This window comes from Polaribacter sp. Hel_I_88 (assembly GCF_000687935.1).
In the GTDB taxonomy this organism is placed as follows: Bacteria; Bacteroidota; Bacteroidia; order Flavobacteriales; family Flavobacteriaceae; genus Polaribacter.
On the sequence record NZ_JHZZ01000001.1, the window covers coordinates 847,443 to 867,159 of the forward strand.

Genomic DNA, 19,717 nt, shown 5'->3' on the forward strand with positions numbered 1-19,717 from the left:
GCAAAGTGCTAAAAACTTCCTTAAGTTTTACACAATTGCACCTATCTTGTTAAAACAAACTTCTATAATTAAGTTTTTACTTGTTTAAGGGGTACTATGTTGGCGTAAGTTTTATGAATACCAACCTTAGGCAATTCAGCAAATATTGCATGTAAGTTGCTACATTTTGTTTATAAAAAAACTAAATGCTTAATATGGCACAACTATTACTTTCAACAAAATAAAAAAGACATTCATAATTTAATTTATTTTTAGTACATTTAAATGCTATTGAAAACCTATGAAAAAATATCCAACCATTTATTTAGAACAGCAAGTGCATCGCAACTCATCTAAACTATTAATTAGGTTTGAGTATCATAATGATCTGATTGCTATCATTAGGGGTATTGGTGACGCTACATGGAGTAAAACTTTAGCAACTTGGTACTTAGAAAATACTAAAGAGAATTATGATAAAATTATTACAGCTTTTAAAGGAGTAACCACTATTAACGCAAGTAAAATTAGCAAAACCAACCCTTTTAAAAGAAAATTAACAAACGAGCAAAAAACGATTTTAAATAATTTTTTCTTGTATTTAAAAGGAAAAAGATACAGCAAAAGTACTATTGATACCTATACCTTTTTTATGGCTGATTTTGTTAATTTTCATTCAAAAACACCTTTAGAAGAACTCACGAACAGAGATGTTGAACTTTTTATTGAAAAAGTATTTATTGAGCGAAACTATTCTGTGAGTACGCAAAGACAATTTATTAGTGCTTTAAAGATTTTTATTGTTTTTTATCCTCAAATAAAAATTAATGACCTCGTATTAGAACGCCCTAAGAAGTCTAGAAAATTACCTAATGTTTTATCATCTGAAGAAGTTATTAAAATAATACAAGTTACTAAGAATTTAAAGCACAGAGCTATCCTAGTTTTACTCTATTCTTCTGGTTTAAGAATTAGTGAGGTAACTCATTTATTATTACGCAATATCGATATCAATAGGAGACAGCTAAAGATTGAACATGGTAAAGGAAGAAAGGACAGGTATGTAAGTTTAGCAGCTACTTTTTTACCATTATTGCAAAATTACTTAGTTACGTATGCTCCTACATTGTTTTTTGTTGAGGGGTTGAAAGGAAAAAAATATTCTGAAAGTAGTATCCGAAAGTTTTTACATAAAAGTGTAGCAAAAGCAGGCATTACTAAAAAAGTAACGCCCCATACGTTACGACATAGTTATGCAACCCATTTGTTAGAAAATGGCGTTGGTTTAAGACATATACAAGAACTTTTAGGCCATGCCAAACCAGAAACTACAATGATTTATACCCATGTAGCAAAAAAAGATTTATTAGAAGTACAGAGTCCATTAGATACAATTTTATTACATTTAAAGAAAAATAATAAACGAGAAGAAAAGTTCCTGTTATCCGGAAATAACAACTTATAAACAGGAAGTTTATTCTTTATATAACGAGTTAGGCACAATTAAAAACCGAAATCCTGAATGACAATAATAAAGGCTACAAATACAAAAACCGACAAACTAAAATGGTTGATTTACATCGTACTCGGAATTTGTCTTTTAACCTACATTATTAAATATTCTGAATGGCATTTTATTTCTAAATTTATCTTTTCATTTCCATTAGTTATAAATCTATTATTCGATATTTATTATCTAAAAAACATAAAACCCGCTATTACGAATATTGAATTTTCTGAATCATTATTAGTTATAAATAGAGGAAATAAAAAAAGCAGGAAAATTAAATTATCCAATTTAAAATACTCTATTAAAAAGCGGAAATTTGACAAACATAAAACCGAGATTGAACTAAAAGAGAAAAAAGGTTTACTTTTTAAAACGGCTGAAAGATTACACATAAAAAACTGGGAGGAAATATTTAAAATTGAGAAAGAACTTGAAAAGAATAAAGTTCCAAGAGTTGAATGGAAACCAAAAACTATTTGGGGAAAATATTGGGGAATTTTTATAGATTTATTTTTTCTAACAGTTGGAGATGGAGATATTGGAATGACTGAATACCAAGAGAAATCAATAAAAGGAAATTCTGAAAATCCGATTAAAGAAAATAAAAGTGCCTAACACCGTATAAAATTTATTGCTGGCTTTTTGCTTACTTGCGAAAGTCCTCACGGACTTTCTTTGTCAGTGATTATTTACTAACTTTACTGCAAAACCAACGCAACAAACCTTATACAACAACGTTGCCCACAATATGAAAAAAATCGTACATCCAATAATATTACTTCTGATTTTGACGACTTTTTCGTGCAAATCACAATCAAATTCCGAAAATAAAATGACTGAATTTCAGAAAGAAACTTTAGAAAAGGAAAATTACGACAGATATATTTTAGTCAGAGGAAGAAATCTAAAGGACGTTGAGCCAAAAATAATAGAATGGGCAGAAATTTTTGGAGCAGGTGAATCTGTGAATATGACTATACAGAAATCTGAACTTGGCGATTGGACTATTCTCAAACTGCCGAAAAACGAAATTTTGACTGCTTACAATTATCACAATTTTGTTTATTGGTTTTTAGGAACACCACCAGAAGACCAAAATTATGCGGACTTTTCAATTGGGATTTCAATTGACAAAAACGGACAATCAACATATCTGATTTACAACGATTATGATTTACGGAGTGAAATCGCAACGGATGACGACGTATTTGGAATATTTAAAAGTAATCAGAAATTCATTTTGAGCATACCGTTTGACGAAATGAAACCGACTGAAAACAAAAATATATTGGATTTCAACAAGTTTTTAAGTAACGAAAATATTGATATTTCCAAAATTCAAACTGACCGATTGGAATGGAAAAATATTGAAATTAAAATATAATAGTAGCGGAAAAATACTGTGGGCAACAACGTATATAGCTCATAGCTAATTAGTTGCTTAATTCAAAGTTAAGGCATATTTGCAAGTCCGCCAAATTTTTTAATTTGGCTTATTGAAAAAAAAAGTAAAAAGAAAATTAAAAAATTTGGCTCGTGCTTAACCGAAAAATAATCGCTAATTTACACGCTACGAGCCATATACAAAACCGTTACCATACATTTGAGAAAAACTATGAAATTCAATTATTCTAAATCACATTTGAAAGGAAATTTAGTTCTTGGAATAGTGCAAATCGGAATGGGAATTGCTAGCTTGGTTACGGATTCAATGGGACTTTTCTTTCAATATGGATGGATTTTAATCGGAACTGTTACTTTGACTCAAAATTACAAAGGAAGAAAAGCACCTTATTTAATTCTTGAAAACGAGACGTTGTTGACCCAATACTTATTTGGATATAAAAAAACTCGGATTTCTGAATTTAATGAAATTGAGAAAAAGAGCAACTCTTTGATTATAAGAAATGACAAAAAGAAAAAGAAAATCTGGATTTGGCAAGCAGAAAAACATACACCTGAATTGCTATACGCTGGAATAAATAAAATTATTAACGAAAGAAAAGAAACCGAATAAAAACGTATGGTAACACCGTGTATAATTAATTGCTTGGTCACTGCCGACTTACGAACATTCCTGCGGAATATTCTATCTGTGATTTATTTGCTAAATTAGTTGCTTAACCACGCAACTAACCATACACAAAACCGTTAGCAAACATTAAAAACGAAAATCAGAATGGAAAGAAAATTACTATTATTTTTAACATTAATCACATCTATTTTAGTCAATAGTCAAGAAATAATTTTTAATGAAAGTAGCGTGAATAATACTTCAGGATTAGCAATATTTGAAAATCAACTTTACATTGCTGGTAGATTTTCAAATAATATTTACAAAGTCAATCTTTCCGCACAAAATGAAAATCCAGTAATAATTTTAGACGGTATAGATGGTCCAAGCGATATTGAAATTAGCGAAGGAATTCTTTATATTTCGTTAAATTCAAATAACTCTAATTTAGATAAAATAATAAAATTAGATTTAAACGAAACTAATCCAAATCCATTGGAAATTGTTTCGATTGCAAATCCAGATGGAATTACAGTTTACAACAACAAAATTTATGTTAGTTCTGGAAATGATATTTATACAATTGATTTATCTCTAAATAATCCCAGTCCAGTATTATTTTTAGAAGATGTGACTTTATCTTCTGCGACAAACGGAATATGTATTTATAATAATACACTATTTGCCACAAACAATGCAATTGGAGAATTGGTTAAATATAACTTAAACTCTGCAACACCTTCAAAGGAAGTTATATTCAATAATTTTAAAGGAAGAGGGCTAACTATTGGTAATAATAAAATATATTCAACAGGAGATTCGCCAACTAAAATATTTGAAATTGACCCAATAAATGAAACATTTACAGAAATAGCACAATCTAATATTCCAACAGGTTGGGACATTGTAACAAACTCTAATTCTATATTTATATCAAATTTAGAAGGCGGAGAAGTTGTCAAATTTAATTTTTCTAATTTAAGTGTTGAAAACTTTATGAATGAAAGATTAAATATTTACCCAAATCCAACTTCTGAATTTATTGAGTTTAGTGAAATTTTTCAAAATTCGGAAATTGTAGTTTATGATTTAAATGGGCGAATAGTAAAAGTAGTTAAACTAAAAAACACTAATAAATTGAATATTTCAGATTTAAAAAATGGAATTTATATTATCCAAAAAGATAGGGAAAGAATTGGGAAAATTATTAAGAATTAAAAAACGTTTGCTAACACCGTGTAAAATTAATTGCTGGTTTTAGCCAATTTACGAAAGTCCTTTGGGACTTTCTTGGTTCGTGTTTTTTCACTAACTTTAGTGCTTAAAACACGCAACTAATCTTACACAACAACGTTGTAGGTAATTTAAGAAAAACTATGAGGAAAATTTTAATATTGATATTTCTAACAAGTTTTTTTGGATATTCTCAAGAAAAAGAGAATTCCGAAAACAAGGAATTTAAAATTCTTGATGGAATTTCTCTAAAGATTAATAAGATAGAAAAAACAACGGACTCTACTTCGACTTTCTTTAATGAAGAAATAGCGGTTGAAAGATTCAAACTTAATAGTGAAATTAATGTACAGGTTGAATGCAATATGGTTGAGGGGAAATTTGAAAAAGCAAGAGCAAATTATCTAATTGAAATCGGAATTGATAAAGATGGTTTAATCAGAAAAAGATTTGCTGATTCTATTTATAAATATTGGACTGAAAAAAGTGAATCATATTTAAGCGGTTATGAATCTTTACCTGCTACGAACCATATTTTCTATAAAAAAGGAGATTATGTAATGTACATTGACCCTCAAAACAATAACATTGGAAAATACTATTTGATTTATTTCAAAAACCGAATTATGAAAGTGACTTTTAAAGGGTTTGACCAAAATGGAGGTTGGGGAGGACTTTCTGCATTTTTATCAGAATTGGTTGAATTTAAATTTGATAAAAGGACAATCAAACCTGAATACAAATCAAAATTTGACCCGAAAAAGTATATTGAACTATACGAAAACAAAGAATTTGAATAAAAACTACCTACAACACCGTATATAATTTATTGCTAGTTCTAGCCTACTTACGAAAATCCTCGCGGATTTTCTATTCGGTTTTTATTTGCTAAATTACGTGCTAAACCACGCAACAAACCATATACAAACACGTTGGCAACAAGCTGAAAAAAAAACCGATGAACTATAAATTTAACGAAGTTGAATTAAATAAAATTTTCGCAAAAGCAGAAAAACAACTGTTTGATTCAAAACGAATTAAATTTAAAAAATGTAAAGATTGGAGAAATGAAAACGTTCCGAATGAAGCCGGAATTTATGCAGTTTTTGAAAATAGAAACGAACTTTTATACATTGGAGAAAGTGGAAATTTAAAAGCAAGAATGAGTGAGATAAACCGAACTGTAAATCATTCTTTTAGAAAACAATTTGGACATTTAAGATATAAGGGAATTAAATCAAGAAAAAAATTCACGGACGATATAGAAATTTTATTGGATGAGTATTTTGAAAAAAATCTATTTGTTTCATTCTTGCCTGTAAATTTGGGAAGATTAGAAATAGAAACTTATTTAATTACAAAATTTCAAGAAAATTTAATAAATTCAATAAAAAAAAGAAAATAATGAATAGCTTATTAATTGGAGGTGCTCAAAGCGTTGGGAAAAGTGAAACAATTTACAAAATTGCGAGTAACCTTGTTGCTAAAGGTTTTGTTGTAATTGCAGGTTCAATTCCACCAGCTTTTAATGATTTTACAGTTGTTTTAAAAGGTTTTGACAAAGACGAACAAAAAGTAACTGTCATAATAAATTCCGCAACTGACACAACCGATATTATTAGGAATTTCAAAAAGTTTTTTGATGAAAACAGAAATTATGATATTCTAATTTCTTCAGTTAGAGATAATGACTTTTATCCAAGAAAACATTTTTTTGATATTATGGGAATAAATCCAAATGACAAAAATTTAGTTGAAATTCCTTTAGCTAAAATAACTCGTAGAGGCGGAAATTTTGCAACTGCGTTAAATTGGTATTCGGAGAAAATTGAAAAATTAATAATGCATACACTAAATAATAATCCATTTAACATTTAAACTGAAAAAAGCCTGATTGCCAACACCGTATATAATTTATTGCTGGCTTCTCGCCTACTTACGAAAGTCCTCGCGGACTTTCTTGGTCGGTTTTTATTTACTAAATTAGTTGCTTGAAACACGCAACAAACCATATACAACAACGTTGCCATTAATTTGAGAAACATAGCAAATGAACATTAAAAATTTAGTAATAATTCTATTTTTATCAATATTTTCAAAGGGAATATCTCAAGAGAAAAGTTATGATATATCCAAAACAACACTTTCCGAATATATTGCTATCGAAAAACAATTTGTTGGAGGAAAAATAAAAGACCAATCTGTTCACTCACTTAAAGAGGATTTAGGAATTGCATCTTACATAAGACAAGACAACAGCGTGCCAAATTTAGATTTAATAGTAAGATATGTTTTTTCTAAAAAAGACTCACTTATTAAAGAAATCAGATACGAACTTGACGTTGCAAACTTTGAAAAAAGTATAGAGAACAAACAAAATAAAGATTTTAGAAAAGCATTAGTAAACTATTATTTATCTGTTGAGAGAGATTTAATCTCAAAGTTAGGAAAAAGTAAAACTGATGGAGAATTAACAGACAAAACTGTTATCGACGAAAAAAACGACTATTGTAAAAAAAATACTTGGACTTTAGGTAACACGAGAATTGTTTTGCTAATAGAAATGTCCAATTCTATTAAAAAGAAAAAATCTATTTATCCAATTCATAAGGTCACTATTACATATAAAACTATTGAAACCATTGCGACTGAATCTATCGGTCGAAAAAATCCGTCTGAATTAATTCAAGAAAATTCATCTGCAATAAAATTCAAAAATAAATCACGAATTCCGTTAATATCTAAATGCAAAAAGAACCATACAGAGGCTTGTCTTCAGAATTCTATAAGTGATTTAATTTTGAGCGAAGCGAATAAAAGAAATTTGACTTTAAAAAATGACACTCTAAAAATTGGTGTTAGAATAAATAAAGATGGCTCGACTTCAATAATGGATAATGAAACTAAAAATTCGGAACTTAAAGAGGTAGTAACAGATGTTTTATCTTCAATGGAGTTAATTGAACCAGCATATATTAAAAGTCTAAAAAGGTATGAAACTGTTTCCTATTCGTGGTATATACTTATTAATAATAATGAAATCACTAACCGATTTAAGAACTGAAAAAATAAAAAACTAATGGCAACAACGTGTATAATTAATGGCTAGTTCGAGCCTACTTACGAAAATCCTCGCGGATTTTCTATTCGGTTTTTATTTGCTAAATTAGGTGCTTAAACACGCCACTAATCATACACAACCACGTTGCCAACCATTTGAAAAAAAATCGAACTAATAATAAAAATATGGAATTATTTAACCAACTAAAAGGACTCGCAGACAAAGTAGAACAGCTGAAAGACCGAATTGAAACAGAAGAAAGTACAAAACACGCTTTCACTTTACCGTTCATAAATATTTTAGGTTATGACGCATTTAATCCGACAGAAGTTGTGCCTGAATTTACTGCCGATTTAGGATTAAAAAAAGGAGAAAAAGTTGATTATGCGATTTTTCAAAATGGTGCACCGATTTTAATTATTGAGTGTAAAAATTGGAAACAGGATTTAAATGTTCATAATTCTCAACTATTTAGATATTTTCACGTTTCAAAGACAAGATTTGCTCTTTTAACAAACGGAATTATTTATAGATTCTACACAGATTTAGAAGAAACCAATAAAATGGATGAAAAACCATTTTTGGAATTTGATATTACAAATCTAAAAGAAAGTACAGTTAAGGAAATTGAGAAATTTCATAAGTCAAAATTTGATGTTTCCAAAATAGTTGATAATGCAAGTAATTTAAAATATACAAGAGAAATCAAAACTTTGATTGACAATGAACTTCAGTCACCTTCTCAAGAATTTGTTCGACTATTTGCAAACAAAGCATATAACGGAAGACTTACTTCAAATGTAATGGACGAATTTACAGAAATTGTAAGTAAAGCTTTTACACAAATAATTAGCGAAAAAGTAAGCGACAGACTAAATTCTGCCTTAAATAAAGAAGTGGAAAAACAGAAAGTGGAAGAAGTTGAGGAAGAACCTAAAAGCAAAGTAGAAACTACAGAAGAAGAATTGGAAGCATTTGCAATTGTAGTTGCAATTTTGAGAAGAAAATTATCGAAAGAAAGAATTGTTTCGAGAGACACTCAATCCTATTTCGGAATTTTATTAGACGATAATAATAGAAAGCCACTTTGCAGACTTCATTTAAACGGAGGAAATAAATACATTAGCATTTTTGACGACAATAAAAAGGAAATTAAAGAACCTATAAATTCAATTGACGAGATTTATAACTTTGAAAAACAATTACTGAAAACAGTCGAAAATTATAATGCAGAATAAAAAACGGTTGGCAACACCGTATATAATTAATGGCTGGTTCTCGCCTACTTACGAAAATCCTCGCGGATTTTCTATTTGGTGTTTATTTGCTAAATTTCGTGCTTAAAACACGCCACTAATCATATACAAAAACGTTATGTACAATGGCGCACACTCTTAAACCAATCACACGTGCTATTGCGCCACAGTACATAACACGTGTTATAGTGCATAGCTTTAGGTTCGCGCTTAATTCAAGAGTTTGTGCGTATCTGCCCATAATTAAATATTTTCTATCACAATATATTTTTTATCATTTATCTCAACATAACCAGCAATTCGGTGTTTACTTTCTTCTAAGTAGATACCAGATTGTTCAGGCTCTACTACGGTACTCATTTGTGGTGTTTCGTTATATCTTAAACAACCTACATTGTTTATAAAATGGTTGGTAGATTTATTGGGTACTTCAATCAGTCTTAATTTTTTCATTTGTAAAATATTTAATTATTAATTCAGTTCTTAATTCAATCATTGTGCATTTCAAGGCTACGCACCATACCACTATTCGTTAGGCAACATTTGAAAACACAACAATATGAAGAGAATTTCAATAATATTTTTAACATCTATTTTACTCATTAACTGCAAAAAGCAACAAGAAATTAATATTGAGTATTTATCGGAAAAATTCAATGAGAGTGTTGAAAAAATTAATATAGTTCAATATGATATTGAAAATATAATGACATTTTCAAATGGAAACGTTTGGGACAATAAAGGTTTTGCTGTTCTTGAAAAAAAACCTTCTGACACAATTTTTGGATTTTCATTTTATGGAATAAGAAATGACATTAATAAATCATCCATTTACAAAGATGGAATTGGATTTCAAATCTCAAATGAAAAAAATAATTTTAGGCAAGAAAGAGGAGGTCTGCATTTTTTAGGAAGTCCAGGTGGACAAATGGTTTATAAAGACTTCTTCAAATTAGAGACTGATTATAAAAACATTCAGATTTCAGAAACAGAAAATAGCTTCATATTGGAATATAAATTTAAAGATGATTTAAAGAACAAAATAACAGATAAGACAAAGAGGCTAGAATTAGATAAAAACACATTTTTACCAAAAAAAGTTACAACTTCTTTACAGCCAGATTTTGGAAGTAAACAATCAACAGTTTTTATTTTTAATAATATAAAAATTAATGAAAATATTCAAAAGAACATTAACGAATATATTCAAGATTTAAATCAATTAGAGCTCATAAAACAGGAAAAAAGTAAACCAAATCCACTTTTAAAAAAGCCCTTGCCCGAAATTTCACTAATTAACTTATTTAACAAAAATGAAACAATTGCAATTAGGAATGGAAAATTAACTTTAATTGACTTTTGGGAAGTTTGGTGCGGTTGGTGTATAAAATCATTTCCTGATGTAGAAAAGCTAAAGAATAAATACGAGAATGATTTAACAGTAATTGGAATCGTTTCTCAAGATATAGAAAATGCGAGAAAATTAGTTGAGAAAAAAGAAACGACATTTTTAAATTTAATTGGAAATAAAGAACTGAATAAAACATTTAGCGTGAATAGTTGGCCAAGATATTTTTTAATTGATAAAAATGGAATAATTCAAAAAGAATATCACGGATTTTCAGACCAAATTGAAAAAGATATTAATGAACTAATTCGAAAATAAAAAACGTTGCCTAACACCGTATATAATTTATTGCTAGTTCTAGCCTACTTTCGAAAGTCCTCGCGGACTTTCTTGGTCAGTAATTATTTACTACATTAGTTACTTAAAACACGCAACAAACCATATACAAACACGTTGGCAACAAGCTGAAAAAAACTGACAATGAAGTACTTCAATCTTTTCGGAAAAACCAAAGGACAGAGCTCAAATCCTGAATCTGAAAAATCGGAATTTGAGCAAATCAAGGTTTTTAAGAGTTTACCAAAAGAACAATGGAAACCAGCTTACAACGAACTGAATAAAATAATCGGTGCGAACCTCAAAGAATACGGATTTAAAAAGAAAGGCAGAAAACATTACCGACTGACAAATGACTTACTCGAAGTTATTGACGTTGACAACCGTGGAAGTTGGTCTGGAGCGAAAGACGATATAGAAATCCGAATTGGATTAGTTCCTTACTGTTGGAAAGGGCTAACGAATGAATATTATTTAGTTGGTTCAAAACCGCTTGAGGAAATAGACAAAACAATTAGAAACCATTTTAGGATTTCAAAAGAATATTTGATTTTGGCAGACTATTTATCGGAACGAATCATAAAAAATGCTCTTCCTTTTTTAGAGAAATATAACTCGACTAAAAAAATAACAAGTCAACCGTATATTTTTCCTTATCACACAAAGTGTGGTGGAAATGACATTAGAAACTCTCATTTTTTAATTCTATTCTCGGAATTAAAGCAACACAAAATTGATAAAGCTATTGAGATATTAGATAATGAAATTGAATTTGGTTCAGACAGCCTGAATCAAGTGACTTGGAAAGAATTAAAAACAATGACTGAAAATAAAGATTGGGAAACGATTGACAGAATATTTGCTGAAAACGAAAAAGCTGAATTAGATAAATTAAAAATAAAGCCAGTTGCCAACAATGTATAACCGCAATTACGGCGGATTCGACTACGTCCGAATCCACTCGGAATTGCTAACGTCTGTGCCAAACCGAAAATTAACGCATATAAACCCGTAACTGACGGTTATACGAGACCGTTGTAGCACATTTGAGAAATGAAAAACGCATTAAAAACTTTCGGAATAATTTTGGTTAGCGGAATTCTATTATTTGTGTTTGACCCAGCATTTAATCGGACTGAAAAGTTTGCGGATTATTCGACTGAATATGAGTGGCGAATTTTTAATAATTTCTATTGCAACTGGAAAACTCACGGACATTGCGCTGATAATAATCTGAATAAATTAAATGCGGAACGAAAACTCTGGAAAACTGTTGCGGAAAATTACAACGGAGAAAAGACTATTAAAGAAAAATTGGAGAATGTAGTTTTAAGTCATTCTCAATTTCATATGGCTTACACCGGACATTTAAAAATTACGGAAATAAATATTGACTCAATTATTAAACATAAAGATTATTTATTTGAACAATTATATATCGACTGAATAAAAAAACGTGCTACAACATTGTATAAAAATAATGCGTAAGTTTATTCCTAAATCAAAAGTTAGTGCTTGTTTGCTTGCATCCGATTTTCCTTCGGAAAATCCTCGCACTCAAACTACGCACTATTCTTATACGTAACCGTTGTACAACATAAAGAATGAAAATAAAATTCGTCATAATATTCATAATTTTAGCTTTTCTAAAGGCTGAATTTTCTCATTCTCAAAATGATACAATAAAAGGAAAAATATTCTCTTCAGTTAATATGAAAAAACCTAAAGGAGAAATTTATGTTTTTGAAAAAGGAACTTCAAATGGAACAATTGCGAATGATTTAGGAGAATTTAATTTAATTACCAAAACTAAAAAAGAAAGTCATTTTTTAGAAATTTCAGTCGGAAATTATCCCAACTTAATTTATGAATACAAAACAATTTGGAATAAAAGGAAAAAACCGAAATCAATTGTTATTAACGGAAAGTGTGAAATAACTAAAGAACAAGCAAGAAAAGATTGGAAAAATGGAACACCAAAACTTTACTTGAATAGTAGAATTGCTCCAATTGAAAATACGAAAAAGGACGAAAAATTTGAAAGAAAATATAATGTTGAATATGTTGAACTTGGTTGCGAAGGAAAAATTTATGAATGCGTAACTGAATATAACTTTTACATTATAAAAATTTTAGATATTCAATATCAAAGAAAATGGAGACAAACAAAAAGGAAAGAAATAGTTGGAATGGAAGATTATAAAAATTCCATAAAAGCTTGTTTGAATTAAAATACGTTGTACAACACCGTACAAAATTAATTGCTTGCTTTTTGCTTACTTACGAAAATCCTCGCGGATTTTCTTTGTCGGTAATTATTTACTAACTTTATAGCTAAACCACGCAACTAACCTTGTACAAACACGTTGGCAACAAGCTAAAGGAACATCCGAACTAACAACAAAATACATCCGAAAAATATACTTTATTGTGAGTTATTAAATTGAGATTTCTAAAAAAACGAATTGAATTAGAAATACGAAACGGATTTATTAACGCAAAAATTAAGACAAAAAAAAGAGCTAAACCTGCGGTTTAGCTCTTTTTAATGTTTTTATCATTTTAGATGTGAACTTTATTTCACAAAATCAGTAATGATTTTATTGATTTCTTCGTTTTTAGCGGTAGTTTCTAAATCAAAAAGTAATTGATACAATCGCTTGTCCTCTACTTTATTTTTTAATTCTAAATCTTGGTTTTTTGCAAAAACGTTGTCCCAATTATTACGAACTAAAGCCCACATTTTCTCATTTTCTTTCCACCAATCTTGTGCGGATTTACATTTAGAATCATCAACTTTAACATAAGTATTTAACCCTTTTTCTTGTGCTAAAACAAAGTCGGCTTCATTATTTTTTCGGATAACTTTGTCATTATCTTGGTCGTGAATCCAGCCATCTTTGGTAATTTCGTGTCTGTTGGTTCTAATCGTAACATCGTAATCTTGTCTTTTTGTGTATTCTCGTCTTGGTAAAGGGGCATCTGTTGTGTTTTCCCAATAGCTTTTTCCATCTACGTGAACCCAACTTGCAGAACCTTCATAACGTGGACTGTCATCAACTTGAAATACTTTTTGTGTCCATTGTCCTTTTACTTCGCTTTTAGGCTTTTGCACAAATTTCCATTTATTATTGGCATCAAACATATAAAAGTCCGTATTTTCAAATAACCAATCTTGTCGCCAATGTTTAATAATACTTTGTTCATTAGGTTTGCCAACAATCAATAAATGCTGTAAAACAATTTTATTGTCTTTATCCTTTACTAATTCTACCCATTCTAAACCTTTGTCGTGCTTCACTTTTGAGGCTTGATAAGTTGAATCTTTTGAATAACTAAAAGTCTCTGCAAAGTTAAATCCCACTTCGTAGCAACCACACATCTCTTTTATGGCTTTTCGGTCTTTTTCTTTTTTGTTTTGTGCATTTGCGCTAAACACACATAACGTAACAAGTACTGTAAATACTACTCTTTTCATAATATTGATTGTTTTTAAAATTTTCTTATTTTTATTTAGTATAAATCTAAATAGTGTTTATATTTGCAGCAAATATATTATTATTTAGAATGATTACAAATAAAATCTGCTTTTTATTTTTACTTTTTTTTACTATTCAAAGTCTTGTAGCACAACAAGAAAAAGAGGTCGCAAAAGATTCGACAAAAGTTGAAGCATTGGAAGAAGTTATTATATCTGCAACAAGAACAATAAGACAATTATCGTCTTTACCATTACCTGCTCAAATTATTTCAAAAAAAGAGATAAAAGCTGTAAACTCAATTCGATTATCAGATATTTTAAACGAACAAACTGGCTTAATAACTGTGCCTGATTTTGGCGGTGGCGAAGGCATTCAATTACAAGGTTTAGACAGTCAATACACACTTATATTAATAGATGGTGTTCCATTAGTTGGAAGAAGTGCGGGAACTTTAGATTTAAATAGAGTTAGCGTTGGTAACATCAAACAAATTGAAATTATAAAAGGTGCTTCTTCAAGTTTATATGGTAATGAAGCTTTAGGTGGTGTTATCAATATAATAACCGAAGACCCAAAAAATGGCTTCAACGGAAACGCAAATTATAGAGGTGGTTCTTTCGGAACGCACGATATAATTACAAACCTAAATTACAAGAAAAATAAATTTGGTATCAACGCTTTTGTAAATAGATTTAGTAGCGATGGTTACGATTTGGTAGAAAACGATGCTGTAAATACGGTTGAACCATTTAGCAATTATACTTTAAATAGTAAAATTACTTATGATTTTTCTGAAAACACCAAACTGTTACTTTCAGGTAGATTTTACCATCAAAACCAAGATAACGTTGCTTCTGAAACTTTAAAAGGCGAGAGTGAAATTAAAGAATGGAATACACTCGCAAAATTAGACCACACATTTAATGAAAAATGGAGCAGTTATTTAGAATTTTATGCTACGCAATATAAAGCCGAAGAATTTTTAAATGATGAAATAGGCAATTCATTTTCTCGAAGTGATTTTAATCAATTATTTGTAAGACCAGAATTAAGAACAACGTATCAATTAAATGAAAAGAATGCTTTTATTGGTGGCGTTGGATTAACTCACGAACGCTTAAAGCGAACCGATTTTTTTGGAGCACCTGTATTTAACTCACCATATATATATGCACAATACGATGGTAATCCAACCGAAAAGATAAACATCATTTTAGGGGCAAGATTTGATGACCATAGTGAATACCATTCACAATTCAGTCCTAAAGGAGCAATTCGATATAAACTAAATGATAAAATTGTTATAAAAAGTTCAGTAGGCTATGGTTTTAAAACACCAGATTTTAGGCAATTATATTTCGATTTTACCAATGCCACAGTTGGTTACACAGTTTTAGGTTATAATGCCGTTAGCACTCGTATTCCTCAGTTAGAGGCTGATGGACAATTATTGAGTATTGTAGTTCCTGTTAGTGAGTTTAACGACAATTTAAAACCCGAAAGTTCTATTGGCTACAATTTTGGAATAGATGTAAATCCTATTTCAAACCTTAAATTAAACATCAATCTTTTTAGAAACAATATTGAAAACTTAATTGATACACGAGTTATTGCAAGAAGAACTAACGGACAAAATGTGTTTAGTTATTTTAATGTAAACAGAGTTTATACACAAGGACTTGAATTTAACGCAAATTATAAACTCAGTGAAAATATAACCATTTTAGGTGGCTATCAACTATTATATGCCAAAGATAAAGAAGTGGAACAGGATTTTGAAAACGGAGAAGTATTCGCAAGAATCACACCAAGTTCACCATCGTTTAGACTTCAAAAAGACGATTATTTTGGATTATTTAACCGTTCTCGCCATATGGCAAACTTCAAAATATTTTATACCATTCCAAAATGGAATTTAGATATCAATTTAAGAAGCACATACAGAAGTAAATTTGGTCTTTTTGACACAAACGGAAATACCTATTTAGATAAATACGATGACTTTGTAAATGGCTACACCATTTGGGATTTTGCAGTAAATAAAACTATTTACAAAAGTTACAAAGTAGGTATAGGAATGGATAATATTTTAGGTTTTAACGACCCACAAAACATTAGTAACATAGCAGGAAGAATAATATACGGAACAATAAACATTAATTTTTAACTATAATAAATACAATTAACAATGAGAACATTTAAAACTTTAACATTAGTTGCCATAGCAATTTTAGGATTTACATCGTGTAGTAATGATGAAGATACAACGCCATTATTAGCAGTAGAATCTGAACAAGTGGCTAATTTACACGCACCACAAACAGGAGGACAAGGGCAACCTATTGGTGGTGAGTTCACCAAATTTGATTTTTCTACTGGCATAACCACAACAAGCGATACCGAATGGGACATAGCCTTTAGAGGCACTACAATTATTGTAAATGGTGGCACTTCTCAAGGCACAAATGATGAGCCTGTTCGTAATGGAGAAGCAGCTGCATATATTGCAACAAATACATTTGAGGGTTTAACTACAGTAGATGTAAATCTTTTAGTTCAAGACTCTGAAACGTCTTTAGCAATACCAACAGGAAGTGATAACGGATGGTATAATTATAATCCTGCAACATTTACCATAACACCATTGGCAGGTAAAATATTAGTTTTTAGAACAAGAGATAACAGGTACGCAAAAGTTGAAATTTTAAGTTATTATCAAGATGCCCCTTCAAATCCAGACCCATTTACTGATGAAGGTCGTTATTATACTTTCAATTATGTATATCAACCAAACGAAAATGTAACTACTTTTTAGTTATGATAAAATCGATTAATATAATATTCATAATATTCCGTATATTTTTAGGCGGATTTATGATTTACGGAGGAGTACAAAAATTTGAAAATCAAAATCCAACACCAATAGAAGTAGTTGATAAAGCCGAAAAGTTTAAATCGCCAGAAAAAGAAAACACTTTACAGAAAATTTTATACATAAGTGGTGCAAAACAAACAGGTTATTTTTGGCAAGTTTTAGGCATTTGCGAATTGCTTTTTGGGTTTTTGCTCATATTACAAGGAACAGGATTTATTGGAGCATTATTTTTACTGCCAATAACACTACACATTTTCTTATTTCACATATTTTTAGAACCTGAAGAAATAAGCGAACTAATACAAACAGGAGCGTTATTCGGAATTAATATCGCTCTCGTACTAAAAGAACGAGAAAAGTGGAAACATTTACTTTGGCTTAAGCCAATATTTTAAAGACAGAATTGTTTTATAGTCATTTGAATTAATCTAAAACAAATGGAATTAATTAAACAAAATGGAACAAAGCCAGTTGCCAACACCGTATATAAAAAATTGCTAGCAAGTGCTTAATTCAAAGGTTATTTCCCTATTTTAAAGGTCTGTTATAAACCGAAAAGTTGCGTATATTTACACGCAACTTTTCATATACCAACACGTTAGCGGTAATGTAAAACCACTCGACATAAAGACCATTAATTAAACAATGAACGATAGCATTTTAATAAAGAATACAACCATTGTGAATGAAGGACAATCATTTATTTCAGATGTTCTTTTGTCAGATGGACTGATTCAAAAAATTGGAAATATTGAACCTAAACCGAACCAAAAAGTAATTGACGGAACAGGAAAACACTTGTTCCCAGGAATCATTGACGGACAAGTGCATTTCAGAGACCCAGGACTCACGCATAAAGGAGATTTATATACCGAAAGTAAAGCTGCGATTGCAGGCGGTGTGACTTCCTTTATTGATATGCCAAATACAGTCCCAAATATATTAACTGTAGAGAGCCTAAGAGAAAAGTTTGAAATCGCTTCCAAAAAGTCTTTAGCGAATTACTCGTTTTTTCTTGGTGTCAACGGAGATAACATTGACGAGGTAACTAAAACCGATACCAGTCAATTTATTGGTGTTTCTGATGACGGCTTGTACTTTACAAAAAAAGGAAATCTGCTTGCCGACAATCCAGAGACAATGGAAAAACTATTCGCTAACTGCAAATCCATTATCGCCATTCATTCAGAAAAAGAAGAAATTGTAGAAGAAAACGAAAGGATTTTTAAAGAGAAGTTTGGCGAAAATATACCCGCTAAATACCACCCAATCATTAGAAACACTCAAGGATGTTATGAAGCTACTAAGCGAGCTATTGAATTAGCTAAAAAACACAATGCTCGCTTACATATTCTGCACTTGACCACAGAAGCCGAAACACACTTGTTTCAAAATGACATTCCATTAACAGAGAAAAAAATAACGACAGAAGTTTCTCTTCACCACCTGTGGTTTTCTGACAAAGATTATGACCAATTGGGAATGCTGATTAAATGGAATCCTGCCATTAAAACCGAACAAGACAAACAAGGCTTGTTGACCGCTCTACTTGATGACAGAATTGATATTGTTACAACAGACCACGCACCACATACATTGGACGAAAAAGAGCAACCTTACTTTCAGTCAATGTCAGGAGCACCAATGGTTCAACATTCTTTGAATTGTATGTTGGAATTTTACAAACAAAACCTCATTTCATTAGAGAAAATAGTTGAGAAGATGTGTCATAATCCAGCGATTCTTTACAAGATGACCAAAAGAGGGTTTATAAGAGAAGGATATTATGCCGACTTGACATTGGTTGACTTGAATAGTAAATGGACAGTAACTAAAGAGACCCTACTCTATAAATGTGGTTGGTCGCCATTGGAAGGAACGACTTTTCAAACGGAAATCAAACAGACCTTTGTGAACGGAAATTTGGTTTATGATAACGGAATATTTTTCGAGCAAGTAAAAGGAAAAGAAATAGAATTTGGGATAAGAAATAAAGAAAACACTACCGCTAACATTGGCTATACGTAATGCGGGCGAAAGTGCAGATATGAAAGTAATTACATTAAATAAACTAACTGCTAAACGGAAAGTGAAGTGCCTTGAAATCCCGCACTACGCATAGCCGAGACCGTTATGTTTAATTGCTCAGGAAAATCGAATTGCAGGAAAAATTTGCTGAATATTTTTTAAAGTTTGTTAAGTTCAAACCAAAAAAGGAAAATAAGAACGTGGGAATATTTTAATTTCTGAAAATCTAGTAATAATCTAAGAATTAAATTCTTGTTTGAAAATTATCGCAAAAATTTTCTTTGTAAAAAAATCTAAACTAGAGTAAAAATAATTAAAGAATAAGAAAAATACTTGGGAAATTTTTACTGTTTGAAAATTTAGTAATCATTTAAAACACTAAACTTTTGTTTGAAAATCATGGTTAAAAACTCTTTTCCAAACTCATTTAAAAATGTTCCAAATAGAATAAATAAAATTGTTTTTTTTTTAATAAAAATCAATAAAATATGAAAAGGAAAATTATAAAAAAGGAAAAAATAAAATGCTAAAAAAAAAAAGAAAATGGAATTAAAACGTGTCAAACATTGTGTTTCGCAACAAAACATAACACTGT

20 protein-coding genes are annotated in these 19,717 nt (G+C 30.1%); 18 read left to right on the forward strand and 2 right to left on the reverse strand.

The window, feature by feature from the left end; translation table 11 throughout:
- Positions 1 to 280: 280 nt before the first annotated feature.
- The 10 genes from P161_RS0103715 (at position 281) to P161_RS0103760 (ending at position 9,035) form a co-directional block, all read left to right on the forward strand.
- The gene (locus P161_RS0103715; RefSeq protein ID WP_026775721.1) at positions 281 to 1,444 is read left to right on the forward strand and encodes a site-specific integrase; all 1,164 of its coding nucleotides are present in this window, start codon (positions 281 to 283) and stop codon (positions 1,442 to 1,444) included.
- 57 nt (positions 1,445 to 1,501) lie between these two features.
- Positions 1,502 to 2,104 carry a hypothetical protein gene (locus P161_RS0103720; protein ID WP_026775722.1) on the forward strand — a complete coding sequence of 201 codons (603 nt, stop codon included), beginning with the start codon at positions 1,502 to 1,504 and terminating at the stop codon, positions 2,102 to 2,104.
- Positions 2,105 to 2,237: 133 nt separating this feature from the next.
- A complete protein-coding gene (locus P161_RS0103725) occupies positions 2,238 to 2,873 on the forward strand; it encodes a hypothetical protein (protein WP_155810413.1) in 636 nt (211 codons plus the stop codon).
- 231 nt (positions 2,874 to 3,104) lie between these two features.
- Entirely contained in the window at positions 3,105 to 3,506 is a 402-nt protein-coding gene (locus P161_RS0103730) for a hypothetical protein (protein ID WP_026775724.1), read from the forward strand.
- A 162-nt stretch (positions 3,507 to 3,668) separates the two neighbouring features.
- Complete coding sequence (locus P161_RS0103735) at positions 3,669 to 4,721, forward strand: T9SS type A sorting domain-containing protein (RefSeq protein WP_026775725.1); 1,053 nt, start codon at positions 3,669 to 3,671, stop codon at positions 4,719 to 4,721.
- A 158-nt stretch (positions 4,722 to 4,879) separates the two neighbouring features.
- Positions 4,880 to 5,536 (forward strand): hypothetical protein, encoded by a 657-nt coding sequence (locus tag P161_RS0103740; RefSeq protein ID WP_026775726.1) that lies wholly within the window; start codon positions 4,880 to 4,882, stop codon positions 5,534 to 5,536.
- A gap of 158 nt (positions 5,537 to 5,694) precedes the next feature.
- Entirely contained in the window at positions 5,695 to 6,141 is a 447-nt protein-coding gene (locus P161_RS0103745; RefSeq protein WP_026775727.1) for a GIY-YIG nuclease family protein, read from the forward strand.
- Positions 6,141 to 6,614 carry a hypothetical protein gene (locus P161_RS0103750; RefSeq protein ID WP_026775728.1) on the forward strand — a complete coding sequence of 158 codons (474 nt, stop codon included), beginning with the start codon at positions 6,141 to 6,143 and terminating at the stop codon, positions 6,612 to 6,614. The genes P161_RS0103745 and P161_RS0103750 overlap by 1 nt, the downstream gene beginning before the upstream one ends.
- 172 nt (positions 6,615 to 6,786) lie before the next feature.
- Positions 6,787 to 7,800 (forward strand): hypothetical protein, encoded by a 1,014-nt coding sequence (locus tag P161_RS0103755; RefSeq protein ID WP_026775729.1) that lies wholly within the window; start codon positions 6,787 to 6,789, stop codon positions 7,798 to 7,800.
- A gap of 182 nt (positions 7,801 to 7,982) precedes the next feature.
- Entirely contained in the window at positions 7,983 to 9,035 is a 1,053-nt protein-coding gene (locus P161_RS0103760; RefSeq protein ID WP_026775730.1) for a type I restriction endonuclease, read from the forward strand.
- 261 nt (positions 9,036 to 9,296) lie between these two features.
- On the opposite strand, the gene P161_RS0103765 is transcribed toward P161_RS0103760, so the two are convergent.
- A complete protein-coding gene (locus P161_RS0103765; RefSeq protein ID WP_026775731.1) occupies positions 9,297 to 9,506 on the reverse strand; it encodes a hypothetical protein in 210 nt (69 codons plus the stop codon).
- A 106-nt stretch (positions 9,507 to 9,612) separates the two neighbouring features.
- Here P161_RS0103765 and P161_RS0103770 point away from each other — a divergent pair, with 106 nt between their 5' ends.
- The 4 genes from P161_RS0103770 to P161_RS0103785 all read left to right on the forward strand — a co-directional run bounded on the left by P161_RS0103770 (position 9,613) and on the right by P161_RS0103785 (position 12,968).
- Positions 9,613 to 10,719, forward strand: a complete 1,107-nt coding sequence (locus tag P161_RS0103770; RefSeq protein WP_026775732.1) for a TlpA disulfide reductase family protein — start codon at positions 9,613 to 9,615, stop codon at positions 10,717 to 10,719.
- A 162-nt stretch (positions 10,720 to 10,881) separates the two neighbouring features.
- On the forward strand, positions 10,882 to 11,661 hold the full coding sequence (locus tag P161_RS0103775) for a DUF4304 domain-containing protein (protein ID WP_026775733.1): 780 nt from the start codon (positions 10,882 to 10,884) through the stop codon (positions 11,659 to 11,661).
- Positions 11,662 to 11,790: 129 nt separating this feature from the next.
- Positions 11,791 to 12,183 (forward strand): hypothetical protein, encoded by a 393-nt coding sequence (locus P161_RS0103780; protein ID WP_026775734.1) that lies wholly within the window; start codon positions 11,791 to 11,793, stop codon positions 12,181 to 12,183.
- Between the two features lie 266 nt (positions 12,184 to 12,449).
- On the forward strand, positions 12,450 to 12,968 hold the full coding sequence (locus P161_RS0103785; RefSeq protein ID WP_155810414.1) for a hypothetical protein: 519 nt from the start codon (positions 12,450 to 12,452) through the stop codon (positions 12,966 to 12,968).
- A gap of 344 nt (positions 12,969 to 13,312) precedes the next feature.
- Here P161_RS0103785 and P161_RS0103790 read toward each other — a convergent pair whose 3' ends face one another.
- Positions 13,313 to 14,215 carry a DUF6607 family protein gene (locus P161_RS0103790; protein WP_026775736.1) on the reverse strand — a complete coding sequence of 301 codons (903 nt, stop codon included), beginning with the start codon at positions 14,213 to 14,215 and terminating at the stop codon, positions 13,313 to 13,315.
- Positions 14,216 to 14,304: 89 nt separating this feature from the next.
- Between P161_RS0103790 and P161_RS0103795 the strand changes: the two genes are divergently transcribed.
- From P161_RS0103795 to P161_RS0103810, 4 genes are all read left to right on the forward strand, one after another.
- Positions 14,305 to 16,386 carry a TonB-dependent siderophore receptor gene (locus P161_RS0103795; RefSeq protein ID WP_026775737.1) on the forward strand — a complete coding sequence of 694 codons (2,082 nt, stop codon included), beginning with the start codon at positions 14,305 to 14,307 and terminating at the stop codon, positions 16,384 to 16,386.
- A gap of 21 nt (positions 16,387 to 16,407) precedes the next feature.
- Complete coding sequence (locus P161_RS0103800; protein WP_026775738.1) at positions 16,408 to 17,034, forward strand: HmuY family protein; 627 nt, start codon at positions 16,408 to 16,410, stop codon at positions 17,032 to 17,034.
- Between the two features lie 2 nt (positions 17,035 to 17,036).
- Entirely contained in the window at positions 17,037 to 17,489 is a 453-nt protein-coding gene (locus tag P161_RS0103805; RefSeq protein ID WP_231494697.1) for a DoxX family membrane protein, read from the forward strand.
- 250 nt (positions 17,490 to 17,739) lie between these two features.
- Positions 17,740 to 19,122 (forward strand): dihydroorotase, encoded by a 1,383-nt coding sequence (locus P161_RS0103810; RefSeq protein ID WP_026775740.1) that lies wholly within the window; start codon positions 17,740 to 17,742, stop codon positions 19,120 to 19,122.
- Positions 19,123 to 19,717: the final 595 nt, after the last annotated feature.